General features: G+C 69.4%; 18 protein-coding genes and 4 tRNA genes. 3 read left to right on the top strand and 19 right to left on the bottom strand.

Annotated elements, in window-relative coordinates; genetic code table 11:
- Nucleotides 1-76: 76 nt before the first annotated feature.
- The 6 genes from QM809_RS07395 to QM809_RS07370 form a co-directional block, all read right to left on the bottom strand.
- Nucleotides 77-1,078 (bottom strand): alpha/beta hydrolase, encoded by a 1,002-nt coding sequence (locus QM809_RS07395; RefSeq protein WP_415045155.1) that lies wholly within the window; start codon nucleotides 1,076-1,078, stop codon nucleotides 77-79.
- Between the two features lie 64 nt (nucleotides 1,079-1,142).
- Complete coding sequence (locus tag QM809_RS07390; RefSeq protein ID WP_415045154.1) at nucleotides 1,143-1,667, bottom strand: TIGR04338 family metallohydrolase; 525 nt, start codon at nucleotides 1,665-1,667, stop codon at nucleotides 1,143-1,145.
- Nucleotides 1,664-2,488, bottom strand: coding sequence for a DUF2786 domain-containing protein (locus QM809_RS07385; RefSeq protein ID WP_415045153.1), 825 nt, complete (start codon nucleotides 2,486-2,488; stop codon nucleotides 1,664-1,666). Before QM809_RS07385 ends, QM809_RS07390 begins: the two co-directional genes overlap by 4 nt.
- Nucleotides 2,489-2,636: 148 nt before the next feature.
- Nucleotides 2,637-3,590 (bottom strand): L-lactate dehydrogenase, encoded by a 954-nt coding sequence (locus QM809_RS07380; RefSeq protein WP_415045152.1) that lies wholly within the window; start codon nucleotides 3,588-3,590, stop codon nucleotides 2,637-2,639.
- A gap of 83 nt (nucleotides 3,591-3,673) precedes the next feature.
- On the bottom strand, nucleotides 3,674-3,997 hold the full coding sequence (locus QM809_RS07375) for an AzlD domain-containing protein (RefSeq protein ID WP_415045151.1): 324 nt from the start codon (nucleotides 3,995-3,997) through the stop codon (nucleotides 3,674-3,676).
- Nucleotides 3,990-4,712 carry an AzlC family ABC transporter permease gene (locus QM809_RS07370; protein WP_415045150.1) on the bottom strand — a complete coding sequence of 241 codons (723 nt, stop codon included), beginning with the start codon at nucleotides 4,710-4,712 and terminating at the stop codon, nucleotides 3,990-3,992. Before QM809_RS07370 ends, QM809_RS07375 begins: the two co-directional genes overlap by 8 nt.
- Nucleotides 4,713-4,792: 80 nt before the next feature.
- On the opposite strand from QM809_RS07370, the gene QM809_RS07365 reads away from it, so the two are divergent.
- Nucleotides 4,793-5,233: an Lrp/AsnC family transcriptional regulator gene (locus QM809_RS07365; RefSeq protein ID WP_415047031.1), complete on the top strand. Its 441-nt coding sequence runs from the start codon at nucleotides 4,793-4,795 to the stop codon at nucleotides 5,231-5,233.
- A gap of 229 nt (nucleotides 5,234-5,462) precedes the next feature.
- On the opposite strand, the gene rplA is transcribed toward QM809_RS07365, so the two are convergent.
- The 10 genes from rplA to QM809_RS07315 all read right to left on the bottom strand — a co-directional run bounded on the left by rplA (nucleotide 5,463) and on the right by QM809_RS07315 (nucleotide 10,542).
- Nucleotides 5,463-6,179 carry a 50S ribosomal protein L1 gene (gene rplA / locus QM809_RS07360; RefSeq protein WP_415045149.1) on the bottom strand — a complete coding sequence of 239 codons (717 nt, stop codon included), beginning with the start codon at nucleotides 6,177-6,179 and terminating at the stop codon, nucleotides 5,463-5,465.
- A 132-nt stretch (nucleotides 6,180-6,311) separates the two neighbouring features.
- Nucleotides 6,312-6,746, bottom strand: coding sequence for a 50S ribosomal protein L11 (rplK, locus tag QM809_RS07355; RefSeq protein WP_415045148.1), 435 nt, complete (start codon nucleotides 6,744-6,746; stop codon nucleotides 6,312-6,314).
- Between the two features lie 107 nt (nucleotides 6,747-6,853).
- Nucleotides 6,854-7,663 carry a transcription termination/antitermination protein NusG gene (gene nusG, locus QM809_RS07350; RefSeq protein ID WP_415045147.1) on the bottom strand — a complete coding sequence of 270 codons (810 nt, stop codon included), beginning with the start codon at nucleotides 7,661-7,663 and terminating at the stop codon, nucleotides 6,854-6,856.
- Between the two features lie 108 nt (nucleotides 7,664-7,771).
- Entirely contained in the window at nucleotides 7,772-8,176 is a 405-nt protein-coding gene (gene secE, locus QM809_RS07345; protein WP_415045146.1) for a preprotein translocase subunit SecE, read from the bottom strand.
- A 77-nt stretch (nucleotides 8,177-8,253) separates the two neighbouring features.
- A tRNA-Trp gene (locus QM809_RS07340) sits at nucleotides 8,254-8,326 on the bottom strand.
- 225 nt (nucleotides 8,327-8,551) lie between these two features.
- The gene (locus QM809_RS07335; protein WP_415045145.1) at nucleotides 8,552-9,673 is read right to left on the bottom strand and encodes a fused (3R)-hydroxyacyl-ACP dehydratase subunits HadA/HadB; all 1,122 of its coding nucleotides are present in this window, start codon (nucleotides 9,671-9,673) and stop codon (nucleotides 8,552-8,554) included.
- Nucleotides 9,674-9,903: 230 nt separating this feature from the next.
- Nucleotides 9,904-10,071, bottom strand: a complete 168-nt coding sequence (gene rpmG, locus QM809_RS07330) for a 50S ribosomal protein L33 (protein ID WP_005188102.1) — start codon at nucleotides 10,069-10,071, stop codon at nucleotides 9,904-9,906.
- A gap of 87 nt (nucleotides 10,072-10,158) precedes the next feature.
- Nucleotides 10,159-10,232 (bottom strand) — tRNA-Met (locus tag QM809_RS07325).
- Between the two features lie 43 nt (nucleotides 10,233-10,275).
- Nucleotides 10,276-10,348: transfer RNA gene (locus tag QM809_RS07320), tRNA-Thr, on the bottom strand.
- A 110-nt stretch (nucleotides 10,349-10,458) separates the two neighbouring features.
- Nucleotides 10,459-10,542 (bottom strand) — tRNA-Tyr (locus QM809_RS07315).
- A gap of 87 nt (nucleotides 10,543-10,629) precedes the next feature.
- Between QM809_RS07315 and QM809_RS07310 the strand changes: the two genes are divergently transcribed.
- A complete protein-coding gene (locus QM809_RS07310) occupies nucleotides 10,630-11,121 on the top strand; it encodes a YajQ family cyclic di-GMP-binding protein (RefSeq protein ID WP_415045144.1) in 492 nt (163 codons plus the stop codon).
- 98 nt (nucleotides 11,122-11,219) lie between these two features.
- On the opposite strand, the gene htpX is transcribed toward QM809_RS07310, so the two are convergent.
- Both htpX and QM809_RS07300 read right to left on the bottom strand, forming a co-directional pair.
- A complete protein-coding gene (gene htpX, locus QM809_RS07305) occupies nucleotides 11,220-12,095 on the bottom strand; it encodes a zinc metalloprotease HtpX (protein WP_415045143.1) in 876 nt (291 codons plus the stop codon).
- Between the two features lie 146 nt (nucleotides 12,096-12,241).
- On the bottom strand, nucleotides 12,242-13,258 hold the full coding sequence (locus QM809_RS07300; protein ID WP_415045142.1) for a polyprenyl synthetase family protein: 1,017 nt from the start codon (nucleotides 13,256-13,258) through the stop codon (nucleotides 12,242-12,244).
- A gap of 162 nt (nucleotides 13,259-13,420) precedes the next feature.
- Here QM809_RS07300 and QM809_RS07295 point away from each other — a divergent pair, with 162 nt between their 5' ends.
- Nucleotides 13,421-14,677: a geranylgeranyl reductase family protein gene (locus tag QM809_RS07295; protein ID WP_415045141.1), complete on the top strand. Its 1,257-nt coding sequence runs from the start codon at nucleotides 13,421-13,423 to the stop codon at nucleotides 14,675-14,677.
- Here QM809_RS07295 and QM809_RS07290 read toward each other — a convergent pair.
- Nucleotides 14,670-16,226 carry an MFS transporter gene (locus QM809_RS07290; RefSeq protein ID WP_415045140.1) on the bottom strand — a complete coding sequence of 519 codons (1,557 nt, stop codon included), beginning with the start codon at nucleotides 16,224-16,226 and terminating at the stop codon, nucleotides 14,670-14,672. The genes QM809_RS07295 and QM809_RS07290 overlap by 8 nt on opposite strands.
- Between the last annotated feature and the right edge of the window lie 59 nt (nucleotides 16,227-16,285).

Below are 16,285 nucleotides of genomic sequence, written 5' to 3'. Positions count from 1 at the left end.
TCCCGGCTCCCGACGAGAGAAGAGCGGCCCGCCGGACGGTGGGCCGCTCTTCTCGTCTGCGCCGGTCTCCGGCGGGTCAGGCGCTGGTGGCCTGGTCGTCGAGCATCGCCTGTTCCCGCGCCCGCGTCTGGAAACACTTGACCGCGAAGTTCGCCATCGCCCGGATCGCCATGCGCGACTCCGGGAGCACCTCGATGAAGGCCTGGAAGACGTGGACCGCGCCGCGGTAGATCTCCAGGCGCGCGGGCACACCGGCTCGGGCCAGCGCGGCGGCGAAGTCCTCGGCGTCGACCCGCAGCATCTCGTGCGAGCCCACCTGGATCAGCGCGGGCGGCAGCCCGGAGAGGTCGCCGTCGAGCGGCGCCACGGTGTCGCCGTTCGGCTCGGTGTCTCGGATCATCTTGTCGAACTGGGCGAAGGCGCGGTGCGGGAACAGCGGGTCGGCCGTGCGGTAGGCGCTCTCGCGGCGCCGGGACGGCGTCGGATCGATCAGCGGGTTCTCGTAGATCATCCCGGCGGGCGGCTCCATCCCGGCGTCCCGGATGGCGATGCACGTCATCGCGGCGAGGAAGCCGCCGGCCGAGTCGCCGGCGACCACGATCTCACCGGGGGCGAAACCGCGGTCCAGGAGCCAGCGGTAGCCGTCCAGACAGTCCTGGACCGACACCGACGGCGGATGATCGGGCAGCTTGCGGTACTCCACCGCGAGGACCTGGGCGTGCGCCGCGGCGCCGATGGAACCGCACAGTCGGCGATGCGAGGCGATGCCGCCGACGACGAAGGCGCCGCCGTGCAGGTAGAGGACGGCGCGGCCCGGGACCACGTCGTGGGGGATCTGGAGTTCGGCGGGACAGTGCGGGAGTCGCACCGGTTCGCGGAAGTTGCCCGGCAACGGCGGCACCACCTTGCCCGCGACGTCGTCGAACAGATGGACCGGCCAGTTCAGGTCGGGTTTGTGCGACCACGCGGCGATCACCGGATACGCGGTGGCGCGCAGGCCCAACCACGACATCCGGCTGCGGAAGCTCCGCGTGTAGTACTCGACCCGTTCGACCTTCACCTGCTTCGACGCACCCATCGATCAGTTCCTCCTCGTACCGGACGGTCCCGGCGGACGCTCTTCCGCTTGTTGCGGAACCATTTCAGAGTAGACCCGCGTCGGTCAGCAGCACCCGGTACACCAGCGCCGCCTCCGGTCCGACGACGATGCCCGCCAACTCGATCAGCGTCTCCCGGAACTCCCGTCCGTGCACCGGTCCGGTCCCCTCGTCGAGGTGGTGAGCCAGCTCGTGCAGCACCACCAGTTCCCGCATCGCCCAGCGCGTGGCGTCGTCCGGGACGGCGATCTCGCAGGTAGGGCGCGTGTAATGCGCGGCGGCGTGTCCGCGCCGGGCCCGCACCGACACCGGGATCGACGCCCGGGCGAAGCGCTCGGACACCGCCGGCAGCGCGAGCACCCGGTCGACGTAGGCCTGGATCGACTCCACCGAGGCGAAGCGGATCTCGGCCGGAACGGTGAGGCGGGTCCCGGCCAGCTCGACGGTGTGCGATCGGCCACCCGGCCGCGCCGTCAGCGCCAGGATCAGCCGTTCGGCCTCGTAGAAGCGGGTGCGCTCGGCGTCGCGGGCGCGGGCGGTCGTCGCCTCCCGTTCGACGTCCCGCGTCACCGTTCCAGCGCCCCGCGCGCACCGCCCAGGGGCCGGTCGACGCCGATCTTCGCACGCCGTCCCGCGGTGTCGCCGGCCTTCCGCGCCGCGGACGAGTAGCCCGCGCTCGCCCGACTCGGCCGCCAGGTCCCCCGCGCCTTCGACTCGGCCCGATGGAAGTCGGCCACCTCCACGGCCTTGTGCCGCAGTGCGAGCGCCGTCGACGACGACCCGCCCGGAGCCTCCTCCCGCATCGCGTGCCGCCGCTGCTCGTCGCGCGCCCGCATCAGTCGGGCTCCGATCCGTTCGGCGAACGCGGACTGGAAGTTGAGCCGGGCGGTGATCGGCGAGAGCGTCTTCTCCTCCACCACTCGGCGGCGCCGCGGCCCGTCACCGGTGACGACCACCCGCTGCGCGGTCTCCGACCGGTAGGCCCCGGACTTGAGGTAGGCATCGCTGGCCGCGACCATCTGCACCACCAGCGACGCGTAGAGCGCCTCGACGGCATCGATGTCGGAGGCGAATCCGTAGGCGATCACATAGGTGGAGTTCGATGCGACGTCGACGGTCAGATCGTTGGCCCGGCCGATGTGGACGAAGAGCTGGACGTAGGTCCGCAGCCCGCGCTTGCCCGCCGCGCCGACGGTGATCTGCCGGGTGATCGGTGCGGCCCGACTCTTGAGCGCCGGATCGTGGTCGCGGGCGACGGCGAGATCGATCGACGCCGCGGTCGCCAGGCGTTGCGCCGCCGCCAGGAAGGCCTCGGCCTCGTGCTCGTTGTCGGTGCCCTCGGCCTGCCGGAGGAGTCCGGCGATCCGGGTCAACAGCTTGTCGTCACGCATGGTTCTCACCGTAGCCGCGCGTCGCGGGGGCACCGCCCGCGGACGGGGCGGCTTCGACACACTCGCAGACCCCTGAGCCGACGGCGAACGCAGTGAGTCGTCGCGTCGAAGGGCCTCCGCCTCCGGGCGCGACGAGGCGCGCCCGGGGTCAGAAGCCGAACCGGCGCTGCATCGCCTGCAGGGTCGCCGCGGAGGCGCGCAGCCCGGCCAGTTCGTCGGCCGAGACGGCGATCGGCAGCGTCGGCCCGACGCCCCGACGGTCCACCGGGGACGGCAGGGACAGGCAGACGTCGGAGATCCCGTGGAAGTCGGTGTGCAGCGACGACACCGGGAGCACGCGGTGTTCGTCGTTCAGGATCGCTTCGGCGATGCGCGTCGAGGCGAGGCCGATCGCGTAGTTGGTGGCACCCTTGCCCTGGATGATCCGGTAGGCGGAGCCGACCACCTCCTGGTGGATCCGGTCCCGGGAGGCGGCGTCGAGCAGCATCCGACCCTCCAGCGGCTCCCAGTCGAGCAGCGGGACCCCGCCGATCGTCGCCGACGACCAGAGCGGGATCTCGGTGTCGCCGTGCTCGCCCGCGATGTAGGCGTGGACGTTCTGCACCGCCACCCCGCAGTGTTCGGAGAGCAGGAAACGCAGTCGCGAGGAGTCCAGCACGGTGCCGGAGCCGAAGAGCTGGTTCGGCGGCAGCCCGGTGATCTTCAACGCCGCGTAGGTGATCACGTCCACCGGATTGGTCACCATGACGAAGCGTGCGTCCGGCGCCGCCTCGACGATGGGCGGCAGCGCCTTCCGCATCAGTTCGACGGTGGCCTCGGCGAGTTCGAGTCGACTCTGCCCGGGCTTCTGCTTGGCGCCCGCGGTGAAGATCACCACGTCCGAACCCGCGCACACCGACGGGTCGGTCCCGCCGATCACGTGCGCGCGCGAGACGTATTCGAGGCCGTGCGAGAGGTCGAGGACCTCGGCATCGACCTTCGACTCGTTCACGTCCATCAGTGCGACGGTCCGCGCGACGCCGCGGATCAGGGCGGCGTAGGCGATCGACGTGCCGACCGCGCCGGCGCCGATGATGCTGAGCTTGCTTCCCACGGGTTCCATACGACGACGCTAGCGCGCACCGGCGCACCCCGCAGGGCCTCTCCGGCGACGATCCGGAGAACCTTCCGCGACCGTCGGCGAGGTCAGAGCAAGGCCAGGAGGAGGACGTAGCTCAGTGTTCCGAGTACGACGCTGAGCAGCGTGCGCCGGCCGAAGGCGAGGTGCACCGCCGCGGTCACCGCCGCCGCCACGATCGCCGGGAGCACGTGGGCCGCGTCTCCCGCCGCGTCGCGGAAGGTCGCGGCGGCGAGGATCGCCAGGATCCCGGCGGGCATCCAGGCCGCCATGACGAGCACGAACCGGGAGCGACGCAGCGGTTTCAGCACGGCGAACGGCAGCGCGCGCAGCGCGAACGTGATCACCAGGGCCGTCGTCAGGACCCCGATCAGGTAGCCGGTCTCAGGCATCGTCGAGTCTCCTTCCGGTCGCGACGTACCGGACCACGAGCAGTCCGACGAACAGCAGCAGCGCGGTGAAGAGCACCGCGTCCGGGGCCAGCAGCAGCGCCGCGCCGAAGGCCACGACCGCCAGGGCGAGCGACGGCAGCTCCCGCCGGGTCCGGCAGGCGTCCAGGGTCAGGGTGACGAACAGGGCGCACAGGGCGAACTCCAGTCCCTCGATCGGACCGGGCAGCAGACCGCCCAGCAGCACCCCGGTCAGCCCGCCGCCCACCCAGTAGCACTGGAACGCGATCTGGGTGGCCAGGAGTCTGGGCTGCGTCCAGGTGCCGGGCGAGGCCGCGGTCACCGCGTACGACTCGTCGGTCAGCGCGTAGACCGAATACAGCCGCGCGAGACGGTTCCGCACCGTCGGCAACGGGAACGAGAAGGCGTAGAAGACGTGCCGGAAGTTCACCAGGAGGGTGGTCACCGCGATCGTCGCGAGCGGGGTCGCCGTCGCGATCATGCCGACCAGCAGCAGTTCGAGCGACCCCGCGTAGGCGGCGACCGACAGCGCCGGCGCCAGCCACCACGGCAGTCCGTGCTGGATCACCAGCAGGCCGAAGGCGATGCCCAGCGGATACATGCCCAGTCCCGCGGGCAGCGACAGTCGCAGCCCGGCCCGCACCTCGTCCCGGACACTCGATCCCCGCTCGGCCGCGGAATCCGTCGTCGTACTCACGGATCCAAGATTCGCACACTCGGCCGCGGCGGCGATTGCTGATTCTCTCGGCCGAACGGACTATCGTGCAACGAATGCAGCTGGATCGGATCGATCGCGCAATCATCGACGAACTGGAGTCCGACGGACGCCTGCCGAACGTGACCCTGGCCGACCGGGTGCACCTCACACCCGGGCCGTGCCTGCGCCGCGTCCAGCGGCTCGAAGCCGAAGGGGTGATCCTCGGGTACGCCGCACGAGTCGATCCCGCCGCGGTCGGACGCGGTTTCGAGGTGATCCTGGAGGTCTCCCTCGCCCGCTTCGACAAGGCCACCGTCCAGCGTTTCGAGGAGACGATGTCGGCGTACGACGAGGTGACCGAACTGCGCCGGATGTTCGGCACCCCCGACTACTACGCGAAGGTCGCCGTCGCCGATCAGACTGCCTACGAGGTGTTCCTCACCGATCGGGTGATGACGCTGGACGGCATCGCGACGGTGTCGTCGAAGTTCGCGATGAAGGTCCTCAAACCCGCGCCCTAGCCCCGCGCGAGCGCGCCGGTCGGCCGCTCTCGGGGCCCCTTCGACACGGGCCTCGGCCAAGGATCGAAGGCCAACGCCTCGGCCCGGTTCGGGGATCGAAGAGGATGGAGGACGGATGCGAGGAGGGGCACCGCCTTCCGGCGGTGCCCCTCGTCGTCGTTCTCGTGTTCTCTGCGGCGTCGACTCGGTCCGCTCACCGGGTGAGCGGACCGACTCGGCCGACGGGAGGTCAGGCCTGCGCGACCTCGGTGAAGTTGCGCGTGACCGACGGGTCGACCGGGATGCCCGGGCCCGTGGTGGTCGAGACGGTGACCTTCTTCACGTAGCGGCCCTTGGCGGCCGACGGCTTGGCACGCATGATCTCGTCGTACGCGGCGCCGTAGTTCTCGGCCAGCTGCTCCGGCGTGAACGAGGCCTTGCCGATCACGAAGTGCAGGTTGGCGGCCTTGTCCACGCGGAAGTTGATCTTGCCGCCCTTGATGTCGTTGATCGCCTTGGTGACGTCGACGGTGACGGTGCCGGTCTTCGGGTTCGGCATCAGGCCGCGCGGGCCGAGGACACGTGCGATACGACCGACCTTGGCCATCTGATCCGGGGTGGCGATGGCGGCGTCGAAGTCGAGCCAGCCGCCCTGGATCTTCTCGATCAGGTCTTCGGCGCCGACCTCGTCGGCACCTGCGGCGAGGGCCTCGTTGGCCTTGTCGCCGGCGGCGAAGACGATGACCTTGGCGGTCTTGCCGGTGCCGTGCGGCAGGTTGACGGTGCCGCGCACCATCTGGTCGGCCTTACGGGGATCGACGCCGAGGCGGACGGCCACCTCGACGGTCGAATCGGTGTTCTTCGAGGAGGTCTCCTTCGCGAGGTTCACAGCCTCCAGCGGGCTGTAGAGCGCTTCGCGATCGACCTTCTCGGCGGCGGCCTGGTAGGCCTTGCTCTTCTTGCTCATCTGCTCTGTTCCTTCTTCTCGATCCGTCCGGATCGGGAGTGAGTGGTTAGTGGGCCGAGCACGGCCCTCCCACGACGGGTGTCGACGTCGCCGACCGGCGGACCGGGTACGCGGCGTCGAACGGTTCGGGTGTCAGCCCTCGACCACGATGCCCATCGAACGCGCGGTACCGGCGATGATCTTCGCGGCGGCGTCGATGTCGTTGGCGTTCAGGTCTTCCTGCTTGGTCTTGGCGATCTCCTTGACCTGCTCCAGGGTCACCTTGCCCACCTTCTGGGTGTGCGGCACGCCGGAGCCCTTCTGCAGACCTGCGGCCTTGAGCAGCAGCTTCGCAGCGGGCGGAGTCTTCAGCTTGAAGTCGAACGAGCGATCTTCGTACACGAAGATCTCGACCGGCACGACGTTGCCGCGCTGGCTCTCGGTCGCGGCGTTGTACGCCTTGCAGAACTCCATGATGTTCACGCCGTGCTGACCAAGCGCCGGGCCCACGGGCGGCGCCGGGTTGGCCGCGCCGGCCTGGATCTGGAGCTTGATGATCCCGGCGATCTTCTTCTTCTTGGGAGGCATCTCTCTTGTCCTTTTTCTTACAGATCCGCGCACGCTGGATACGCGGAAGCCTTGACGGAGGTGGACGGCTGCCGGCCGCCGGGTCCCGACCGGGACCGCACGGGAGGCTAGAGCTTCTCCACCTGGTTGAAGCCCAGCTCGACCGGGGTCTCGCGACCGAAGATCGAGACCAGCACCTTCACCTTGCGCTGCTCGATGTTCACCTCGCTGACCGACGCGGGCAGGGTCGCGAACGGGCCGTCCATGACGGTGACCGACTCGCCGACCTCGAAGTCGACCTCCACCAGGTTGGCGGCGGCGGCCGCGGCGGCCTCGACGCTCTCCCCCACCTCGGCGGCGGCCTTGGCGGCCTTGGCCTTGCGGACCTCGGCCTGCGGCATCAGGAACTGCAGGACTTCCTTGATCGACAGCGGCGACGGCACGTTGGGGGTCACGCCGACGAAGCCGGTCACACCCGGGGTGTTGCGGACCGCGCCCCACGAGGCGTCGTTGAGGTCCATGCGCACCAGGATGTAGCCGGGCAGCACCTTGCGGTTGACCTTCTTGGGCTGGCCGTTCTTGATCTCGGTGACCTCTTCGGACGGCACGACGACCTCGAAGATGTAGTCGCCCACGTCCAGGTTCTGCACGCGGGTCTCGAGGTTGGCCTTCACCTTGTTCTCGTAACCGGCGTACGAGTGGATCACGTACCAGTCGCCCGGCTGACGGCGCAGTTCCCGCTTCTTGGCCTCGAGCGGATCCTCTTCGATCTCCGGCTCGGGCTCAGCCTCTGCTTCGACCTCGGCGGTCTCGGTGTCGTCGGCCTCGGCAGCCTCCGGAGCGTCGTCGTCCGACGGTTCCTCGACGACGTCGAACTCGGTCTCGACAGTCTCGTCGCCGGTCTCCGGCGTTTCGATCTCGTTGTCCGGGGTGCTCATCGCAGCCCACGCTCCTTCACTGCACTGTGCTTATTTCACCGCAATGTGCTTTTCACTGCCGTGTTCGTCCGCCGTCGCTCTCGCCGGACTCGATGCCCGAGGGCGTCGTCAGCCGAACACCAGGAGCATCAGCTTGGCGAAGCCGACGTCCAGGCCGGTGATGACCGCGGTGACCAGCGCCACGAACACCAGCACGCCGATGCCGTAGACCACCATCTCGCGGCGGGTCGGCCAGATGACCTTCTTCAGTTCGCCGACGACCTGGGTCAGGAAGACCCAGATGCGGACGAACGGGTTCTTGCTCGCGGAACCGGACTCCTCGCCCGCGGCGGGCTTGGCGACGCCCGCGGCGCCGGATCCGGTCCGTCCGTCGGCACTGCGGCGCTCGCGCGCACGACGCTTGCCTTGAGGCTTCAGCTCGTCGGCCTCGATCACATCGACGTCGATCCCGGCGTCGTCGCCGGTCGTCGGCTCCGCGTCGTCGTTCGGAGCCTTGCGATCACGCTTGGCCACGTGCCACCGATCCCTTCGTCTGCGTAGGCCCCCTCAGGGAGGCCGTCCCCGGTCCGCATGGCCGGGGACGTCGGGTGCAGGGGCGACAGGACTTGAACCTGCAACCTGCGGTTTTGGAGACCGCTGCTCTGCCAGTTGAGCTACGCCCCTTTGCGCCGGAGGTGAATCCGGCACGACGTCGAGCCTAACAAAACCAACGCGCCACCCTCCGGGCGGCGCGCAAGTCCAGGTAGAACCTCGACTTCACTAGTGTAGAGCACACCCGGTGCCGACGACAAAACGTCTCGGCCCCGGCGGCCCCCACTCGCGCGATCGATGCAGGTCAACGGGCCTGTATCGAGGTCTTCGGCCGGGCGGGTCCCCGCCGGGCCGCACTCAGTTGAACTGCACGACGACGTTGGCGCGCCCGAAGATCTTGCGGCCGTCCTGCTTGGCGACCAGCGCGATGGTGCCGCGCCGGGTCTCCGGGTCCAGCGACTTGATCTTGCCGGTGAACTCGAGTTCCGCGCAGGTGTCGGCGGGCACGTAGACCGGGCTGGTGAAGCGCACGTTGTACTCGCAGAAGGCCGACGGGTCACCGATGAACTCCGAGACGTAGGTGGCGCCCAGGCCCATCGTCTGCATGCCGTGCGCCACGACGTCGTCCATGCCGCCGGACGCCTCGATGACGTGGTCGGAGAAGTGGATCGGGTTCGGGTCGGCGGCCACGCCCGCGTAGTTCGCGAGGTTGCCGCGGCTGATCCGGAAGGTCTTGGGCGGCAGCTCCTGCCCCTTCTCCAGGGTGTCGAACGAGACCGCCGCGTAGGCGGCGGGCCGCTCGGTGGGATCGGGGAGCTCGTACCGGCCGCCCTCGCGGAAGACGGTCTTCCCCGGAACGCCGGTCTTGTCGATCTTCATCATCACGTGGTCGAGCGAGGCCTCCAGCTCCGGCGGCACCTGCAGGCCCGGGCGGGCCGCGAGGGACGTCCAGGTGGTCATCACCGGCTCGTCGTGCTGGTTCCAGATCACGTTCTTGGTCACCATCAGGTCGATCACCTCGGGACCGGTGCCCGCCTCGGCGTCGGCCGGCTTGGTGATCCGGCGGAACGCGTCGAGCGAGACGTCGCAGATCAGCTGGTCGCCCACCTTCATCGGCCGGTGGTACACCAGGCGCTGATCGGACTGCATGATCTGCCACAGGTCGTAGCCGGTGACGACCTCCTCGAACAGCTTGCGCTGCGCGATGATCCCGAGCACCGACACGTAGGTCGGATGCGCGACGAGGGTGTCGTGTCCCATCTCGGCGGCCGCGGCCTCGCTCCAGTGCACCGGGTGCGCCGCCTGCACCGCGGTGGCGTGCTTGCGCACCTCCTCGCGGCCGACCTCGTAGTAGTCGTCGACCGTGTAGTGGTAGCCGACCATCGACCGCGTGTGTTCGAGCAGTTCGTCGCCGGTCGGGGCGGGTTCCGCCGGCACCTCGAGGGGCTCCTGGCGGACGTCGTCGTTCAGCTCGGTCATGTCGTCTTCCTCCACACTGCGCCGGGACGGCCACCGGGCTGCGGTGGCGCCGGACCGGGCCTGGCGCGATCTGGCCTCAATCTTGGCGGTTCGGCTTCCGTTCACACATCAAACCCGTCAGATTGTCCTCGTACCACAGTGCCGAGACAAATCGAGCGGGCCATCTCACAGTGGAGATGGCCCGCTCGATGAAGCTCATCGGGTCGTCGCTGCCGACCCGGTGGAACCGATCAGCGCGATTCCTTGTGCGCCTGGTGGGTTCCGCAGTTGGGGCAGAACTTCTTGATCTCGAGACGATCGGGATCGTTCCGGCGGTTCTTCTTGGTGATGTAGTTGCGGTGCTTGCACACCTCGCACGCCAGGGTGATCTTGGGGCGCACATCCGTCGAGGAAGCCACTTCGTTGCCTACTTTCGATTCTTGCTCTGTCTTCGCACCGCTTGGGCCCACGCTCACGGGCGGGCTCGCGGGAGCGGCCGAATTGTGTAGCGGTGGGGGGACTCGATCCCCCGACCTCACGATTATGAGTCGTGCGCTCTAACCAGCTGAGCTACACCGCCCTGTTTGTTGCGGGCCGTCCTCGCGGACGTCTCGCACCAAGCGAGCCCCCTGACGGAATCGAACCGTCGACCTTTTCCTTACCATGGAAACGCTCTGCCGACTGAGCTAAGGGGGCGTGTCCCGGTTCCCGCCTCGCGGCGTGATCCAGAAGCCTTCACGAGATTACACACACGATCTCCGATTAACCAAATCCTGGTTTTCCGTTGTCCGTGAGGTGGATCCTCATGGTGGCAGATGTAGGATTCGAACCTACGTAGCTTGCGCGACGGATTTACAATCCGCTCCCTTTGGCCGCTCGGGCAATCTGCCGTCGTCGCCCTTGTGGGGCAACGCGGAATACCATACAACGGGACACCCCCGTACAACCAAATCCGCAGTTCGCATAGGGTGGAGGGCATGGCTGATTCTTCGTTTGACGTGGTGAGCAAGGTCGACCGGCAAGAGGTCGACAACGCCCTCAACCAGGCCGCCAAGGAGCTCTCGCAGCGCTACGACTTCCGCGGCACCAACACCGGCATCGAGTGGTCGGGCGAGGACAAGATCGTCCTCACCTCCGACGCGCAGGAGCGCGTCCAGGCGGGGCTGGAGGTGTTCCGCGAGAAGCTGATCCGCCGGGACATCTCGCTCAAGGCGTTCGACGCCGGCGATCCGGTGCCGTCCGGCAGGACGTTCAAGATCACCGGCGAGATCGTGCAGGGCATCGACTCCGAACACGCCAAGAAGATCGCGAAGAAGATCCGCGACGAGGGCCCCAAGGGCGTCAAGGCGCAGATCCAGGGCGACGAGCTGCGCGTCTCGTCCAAGAAGCGCGACGACCTCCAGGCCGTCATCGCCCTGCTGAAGGGCGAGGACTTCGGGATCGCGCTCCAGTTCGTCAACTACCGCTGATCGCGGTCCGGGCCCCCGAGCCCGGACCGACCGAGAACGCCCGCCAGAAGCGTTTCTGGCGGGCGTTCTCCGGCGTCTGAGGGCCCGGAGGAAGGGGCTCAGCGATAGGTCTGGCCGCCGCGGTGCGCCATCTCGTACAGGCGGGAGATGCGGTCGGCGGTCGGCGGATGGGTCGAGAACAGTCGACTCAGTTTCTCGCCCGCCCGGAACGGGCTCTCGATCATCATGTGCTGCTGACTGGTGAGCTCCGGGGTCGGCGGCAGCGGAGCCAGTTCGATCCCGCCGGAGATCTTGTTCAGGGCGTTCGCCAGGCCGAGCGGGTCGCCGGTCAGTTCGGCGCCGGACTCGTCGGCCTGATACTCGCGGGCCCGGGACACCGACATCTGGATCACCGTGGCCGAGATCGGCCCGAGGATCGAGATCAACATCATCCCCAGCGGGTTCACTCCCCCGTCCCGGTTCCCGCCGAACATGCCCGCGAACATCGCGAAATTGGCCAGACCGCTGATCACCGCGGCCATCGCCCCGGCCACCGAGCTGATCAGGATGTCCCGGTTGTAGACGTGACTGAGCTCGTGTCCGATCACCGCGCGCAGCTCACGGTCGTCGAGCAGGTCGACGATGCCCGTGGTGCAGCACACCGCCGCGTTCTTCGGGTTGCGGCCGGTGGCGAACGCGTTCGGGGACTCCGTGGGGCTCAGATACAGCGCGGGCATCGGCTGGTTGGCCTTGGTCGCCAGCTCGCGGACCATCGCGTACAGCTTGGGCGCCTGCACCTCGGTGACCGGTACCGCGCGCATCGACTTGAGCGCGAGCCGGGCGCTGTTGAAGTAGGCGTACGCGTTGGTGCCGATCGCGAGGAGCACCGAGCCGACCAGGATCGCGGTGTTCTGGAACACCGCCCCGATGCCGACGATCACCGCCGACATCAGCCCCATCAGGGCGGCGGTCTTCACTCCGTTGAACGAGTGCATGTCACCTCTCTCGTCTCGCTCGATCCCGGCACGGCGGGGTGCGGGGAGCACCGCGAGGGGATCCGCGAGGACCTCGGCGGGGAGATCCCCGTACGATCAACGCCCCGGACCCGCCGAAGCGTTCCGAGGTCGCCGAGAAGTGTGACTCAGCCCACTCTGTCGACGGTGTAGGAGACCAGCGACTCGAACGCATCGCGGGCCGGGCCCTCCGGCAGCTTGGCCAGTTCGGCGCGGGCCTCGTCGGCCATCTCCTCCAGACGGCGGCGCGCCGCCGTCATCCCGTCCGAGGCCACCAGCAGGTTCAGGGCCTCGGTCACCTCGTCGTCGTCCGTGAGAGGCCGGGCCGCCCCGGTCTCCGGGTCGAGCAGCAGTTCGCGCAGTCGGACGGCATCGGGTCCCTCGCCGCCCAGCGCGTAGAGCACCGGGAGGGTGTGGACGCCCTCCCGGAGGTCGGTGCCGGGGGTCTTCCCGGAGTCGTCGGTGACCGAGGCGATGTCGATCACGTCGTCGGAGACCTGGAAGGCCACGCCGACGATGTCGCCGATCTTGGCGAGGATCTCGATGCGTTCGGGGTCCGCGCCGGACGTCATCGCGCCGAAGCGGCCGGCCGCGGCGATCAGCGAGCCGGTCTTCTCCCACACCACGCGCAGATAGTGGTCCACGGCGTCGCCGCCGCGGGCGCCGACGGTCTCGCGCATCTGGCCGGTCACCAGTTCGGCGAAGGTCTCGGCGATGATGCGCACCGATTCCGGGCCCAGCGTGGACACCAGTCGCGAGGCGCGGGCGAACAGGAAGTCGCCGGCCAGGATGGCGATCGAGTTGCTCCACCGTGCGTTGGCGCTCTGGGCTCCGCGGCGCAGCGGGGCCTCGTCCATCACGTCGTCGTGGTAGAGCGTGGCCAGGTGGGTCATCTCCACCACGGTCGCGGCGGTGATGACGTCGTCGCTCACCGGCTCCGGGCCGAAGTTCGACGCCAGGATGGCGAACATCGGGCGGAACCGCTTGCCCCCCGCCTTGGCCAGGTGGGTCGCCGCCTCCAACAGGACCTCGTCACCGGACGAGAGCTCCGCGATCAGCAGATCCTCCACTCGGTCCAGGGCGTCGGCGACTTCGGCGGCGAACTCCTCGCTACCGAGTTCGAGTCCGGCGAATGTCGTCTTCACGTGTGGCGTCCCCTCTGCTGCGGCCGCACCGTGCGGCCGGTGCGTGTCCGGCGGCGCCGCCCGGACGGAAGATCGCAGGCGAGACGTGCACGCACCTGGAGATTTCGGCCCTACGGCGACACCAGAAGCCTAGCCGGAACTCCACGGCGACATAATCGATGGGTGACAAGTCCGACAGACGACGCCGTTCTCCCCACATCCGCCGACGTCCTGGTGGTCGGCGCGGGCCCGGCCGGTGCGGCCGCGGCCGCGCACGCCGCCGCTTCCGGGCGCCACACCGTCCTGCTCGACGCCGCGGTGTTCCCCCGGGACAAGACCTGCGGCGACGGCCTCACCCCGCGGGCCGTCAGCGCGCTGCGCCGGCTCGGGATGCCGTCGTATCTGGACGACCGCCCGCGGATCCGCGGACTCGACCTGCACGGGTGGGGGCACCGCCGACAGGTGCCGTGGCCCGCCTCCCCGTTCGGCCCGTTCGGCAGCGCCGTGGCCCGCTCCGAGTTCGACGACGACCTGCGCCGCTTCGCGCTGAGCCGGGGCGCCGAGATGGTGTCCGGCGTCAAGGCCGTGGACGCCGACCTCGACGGCGGACGGATCACCGGCGTCGTCGTGCGGGGGCCCGCGGGACCGGTACGCATCCGCGCCGACGAGGTGATCGTGGCCGACGGCGTGAAGTCGACGCTGGGCAAGAAGCTGGGCAGGCAGTGGCACCGGGACACCGCGTACGGGGTGGCCGGGCGGTCGTACGTGGACTCCGGGCGCTCGGACTCGGAGTGGATGGGCTCGCACCTGGAGCTGCGCGACCCGGACGGTGCGCTGCTCCCCGGCTACGGGTGGGTGTTCCCGCTGGGCGACGGCACGGTGAACGTCGGCGTGGGTGCGCTGGCGACCGCCGAACGCCCGGCCGCGCTGCAGCTGCGGCCGGTGCTGGAGCACTACGCACGCATGGTGACCGACGAGTGGGCGCTGACCTCGCCGCCGCAGCGCGTCGCCTCGGCGCTGCTCCCGATGGGCGGAGCGGTCTCCGGGGTGGCCGGCCCCAACTGGATGCTCATCGGCGATGCCGCCGCCTGCGTGAACCCGCTCAACGGCGAGGGCATCGACTACGCGCTGGAGACCGGTGCGATGGCCGTGGAACTGCTCGACTCCAGCCGCGACCACACCCGCGCCTGGCCGGCGATCCTGCAGCGCGAGTACGGCACCGCGTTCGCGGCCGCCCGCCGCGCCGCGGGCCTGCTCACCATGCCGAACACGGTGCCGCTCCTGGGGCGCCCGGGGATCCGGTCCGCGGCGCTGATGCACGTCGTCGTGCGGGTGATGGGAAATCTGCTGACCGACGACGACGCCGACCTGATCGCGCGGGCGTGGCGCTCGGCCGGCCGGGGGTTCCAGCGCTTCGAGGAGCGTCCGCCGTTCAGCTGACGGCGTCGACCGGCACGCGCGGTGCGCCGTCGGTTCCGGAGGCCGGCGCGGAGTCCAGGAAGTCCCGGCTGCGGATCAGGACCGCGGCGAGCACGCCGCCGACCAGCGCCACCGCACCGCTCGTCACCAGCAGGGTGTTCATCGCATCCGCCATCGCGGTGTGCGCCGCGTGTTCGAGCAGGCTCCGGTCCCCGACCGGCAGCCCCGCCGTCGCCTCGCCCGTCGCGCCGCTCCGGATCGCTCCGGCGAGCTCCTCCGCTCGTCCGGCCAGCGGCGACCCGGCGAGCGAGTCGGCCATCGACGACCGCAGGTGCGAGGAGAAGAGCGAACCGTAGACGGCGATGCCCACCGCGATGCCGACCTGCCGGAAGGTGTTGTTGGCCCCGGAGGCCATCCCGGACCGCTGGATCGGCACCACGCCGACGGCGGTCGAGGCGAGCGGCGGATTCACCAGGCCGCTGCCGATGCCCGCGATCAGCAGCCCCGGGACGAGATGCGTCCACGACGAGTCCGCCGAGAGCCCGGTCATCACGGTCAGGCCGACGCCGACCAGGAGCAGGCCCGGGCCGATCAGCCAGCGCACCGGGACCCGACTGGAGAGCCGGCCGGCTGCCGTCGCGACCACCATCGTCGTGCCGGACATCACCAGCAGCCGCACCCCGGTCTCCATCGCCGAGTAGCCGAGCGAGTTCTGCAGGTAGATCACCAAGTAGATGAGCATGGCGAACAGCGATCCGTTCATCGCGAACGCGGCCACGCTCCCGCCGAGGAAGGTGGGCACCCGCAGCAGCGACAGATCGAACATCGGTTCGTCGGCGCTCCGCTCGATCAGGACGAAGGCGGTCAGCAGCACGGCGGCCGCCGCGAAGGCGCCGAGGACGATTCCTGCTCCCCACGACTCCTCCCCGGCTTCGGTGAGCCCGTACACCAGGGCCGCCAGGCCGAGGGTGAAGGCGGTCATGCCGAGCCAGTCGATGCGGCGGGCGTGCGAGGCCCGCGTCTCGCCGACGGTGAGCACGGTCAGGACGACGGCGAACACCCCGACCGGCACGTTCACGACGAAGATGCCGCGCCAGCCGATCCCGGTGGTGATCAGGCCGCCCAGGATCGGTCCCAGGGCCGTCGCGATACCGGTGACCGCGCCCCACACGCCGAACGCCACGCCGCGCTCCCGCCCGTGGAACGTCCCGGCCAGCAGGGCGAGCGAGGTGGCGAACAGCATGGCGCCGCCGATGCCCTGGATCCCCCGGCTGACGATCAGCAGCGCCGGATCGTGCGCGAGGCCGCACAGGAGCGAGGCCGCGGTGAACACCACCAGTCCGGTCAGGAACACCCGGCGCCGACCGAACCGGTCGGCCAGGGCTCCGGACGTCAGCAGGAGCGAGGCGAGGGCTAGCGCATAGACGTCGGCCACCCATTGGAGTTCGCCGAACGACGCCCCCAGGTCGCGCTGGATGTCCGGGAGCGCCACCGACACGATGGTCACGTCGAGCAGCAGCATGAACGTCCCGGTGCTGACCGCTGTCAGCGTCCACCATTTCTTCGCCATGACGGCCTCCTTACTGAAGCGATGCTCCGTGCATGAATCCGCACCCAAGGCTCCTCCGA

The organism is Gordonia sp. (in: high G+C Gram-positive bacteria) (assembly GCF_047600385.1).
Lineage (GTDB): Bacteria > Actinomycetota > Actinomycetes > Mycobacteriales > Mycobacteriaceae > Gordonia.
This window is presented reverse-complemented; position numbering and strand designations above follow the sequence as displayed.

What these genes read in the sequence shown, in the direction of transcription:
- QM809_RS07395 (WP_415045155.1), bottom strand. Translation starts at nt 1,078, where the DNA reads ATGGGTGCGTCGAAGCAGGTGAAGGTCGAACGGGTCGAGTACTACACG.
- QM809_RS07385 (WP_415045153.1), bottom strand. Translation starts at nt 2,488, where the DNA reads ATGCGTGACGACAAGCTGTTGACCCGGATCGCCGGACTCCTCCGGCAG.
- QM809_RS07380 (WP_415045152.1), bottom strand. Translation starts at nt 3,590, where the DNA reads ATGGAACCCGTGGGAAGCAAGCTCAGCATCATCGGCGCCGGCGCGGTC.
- QM809_RS07375 (WP_415045151.1), bottom strand. Translation starts at nt 3,997, where the DNA reads ATGCCTGAGACCGGCTACCTGATCGGGGTCCTGACGACGGCCCTGGTG.
- rplA (WP_415045149.1), bottom strand. Translation starts at nt 6,179, where the DNA reads ATGAGCAAGAAGAGCAAGGCCTACCAGGCCGCCGCCGAGAAGGTCGAT.
- rplK (WP_415045148.1), bottom strand. Translation starts at nt 6,746, where the DNA reads ATGCCTCCCAAGAAGAAGAAGATCGCCGGGATCATCAAGCTCCAGATC.
- nusG (WP_415045147.1), bottom strand. Translation starts at nt 7,663, where the DNA reads ATGAGCACCCCGGACAACGAGATCGAAACGCCGGAGACCGGCGACGAG.
- QM809_RS07335 (WP_415045145.1), bottom strand. Translation starts at nt 9,673, where the DNA reads ATGACCGAGCTGAACGACGACGTCCGCCAGGAGCCCCTCGAGGTGCCG.
- QM809_RS07310 (WP_415045144.1), top strand. Translation starts at nt 10,630, where the DNA reads ATGGCTGATTCTTCGTTTGACGTGGTGAGCAAGGTCGACCGGCAAGAG.
- htpX (WP_415045143.1), bottom strand. Translation starts at nt 12,095, where the DNA reads ATGCACTCGTTCAACGGAGTGAAGACCGCCGCCCTGATGGGGCTGATG.
- QM809_RS07290 (WP_415045140.1), bottom strand. Translation starts at nt 16,226, where the DNA reads ATGGCGAAGAAATGGTGGACGCTGACAGCGGTCAGCACCGGGACGTTC.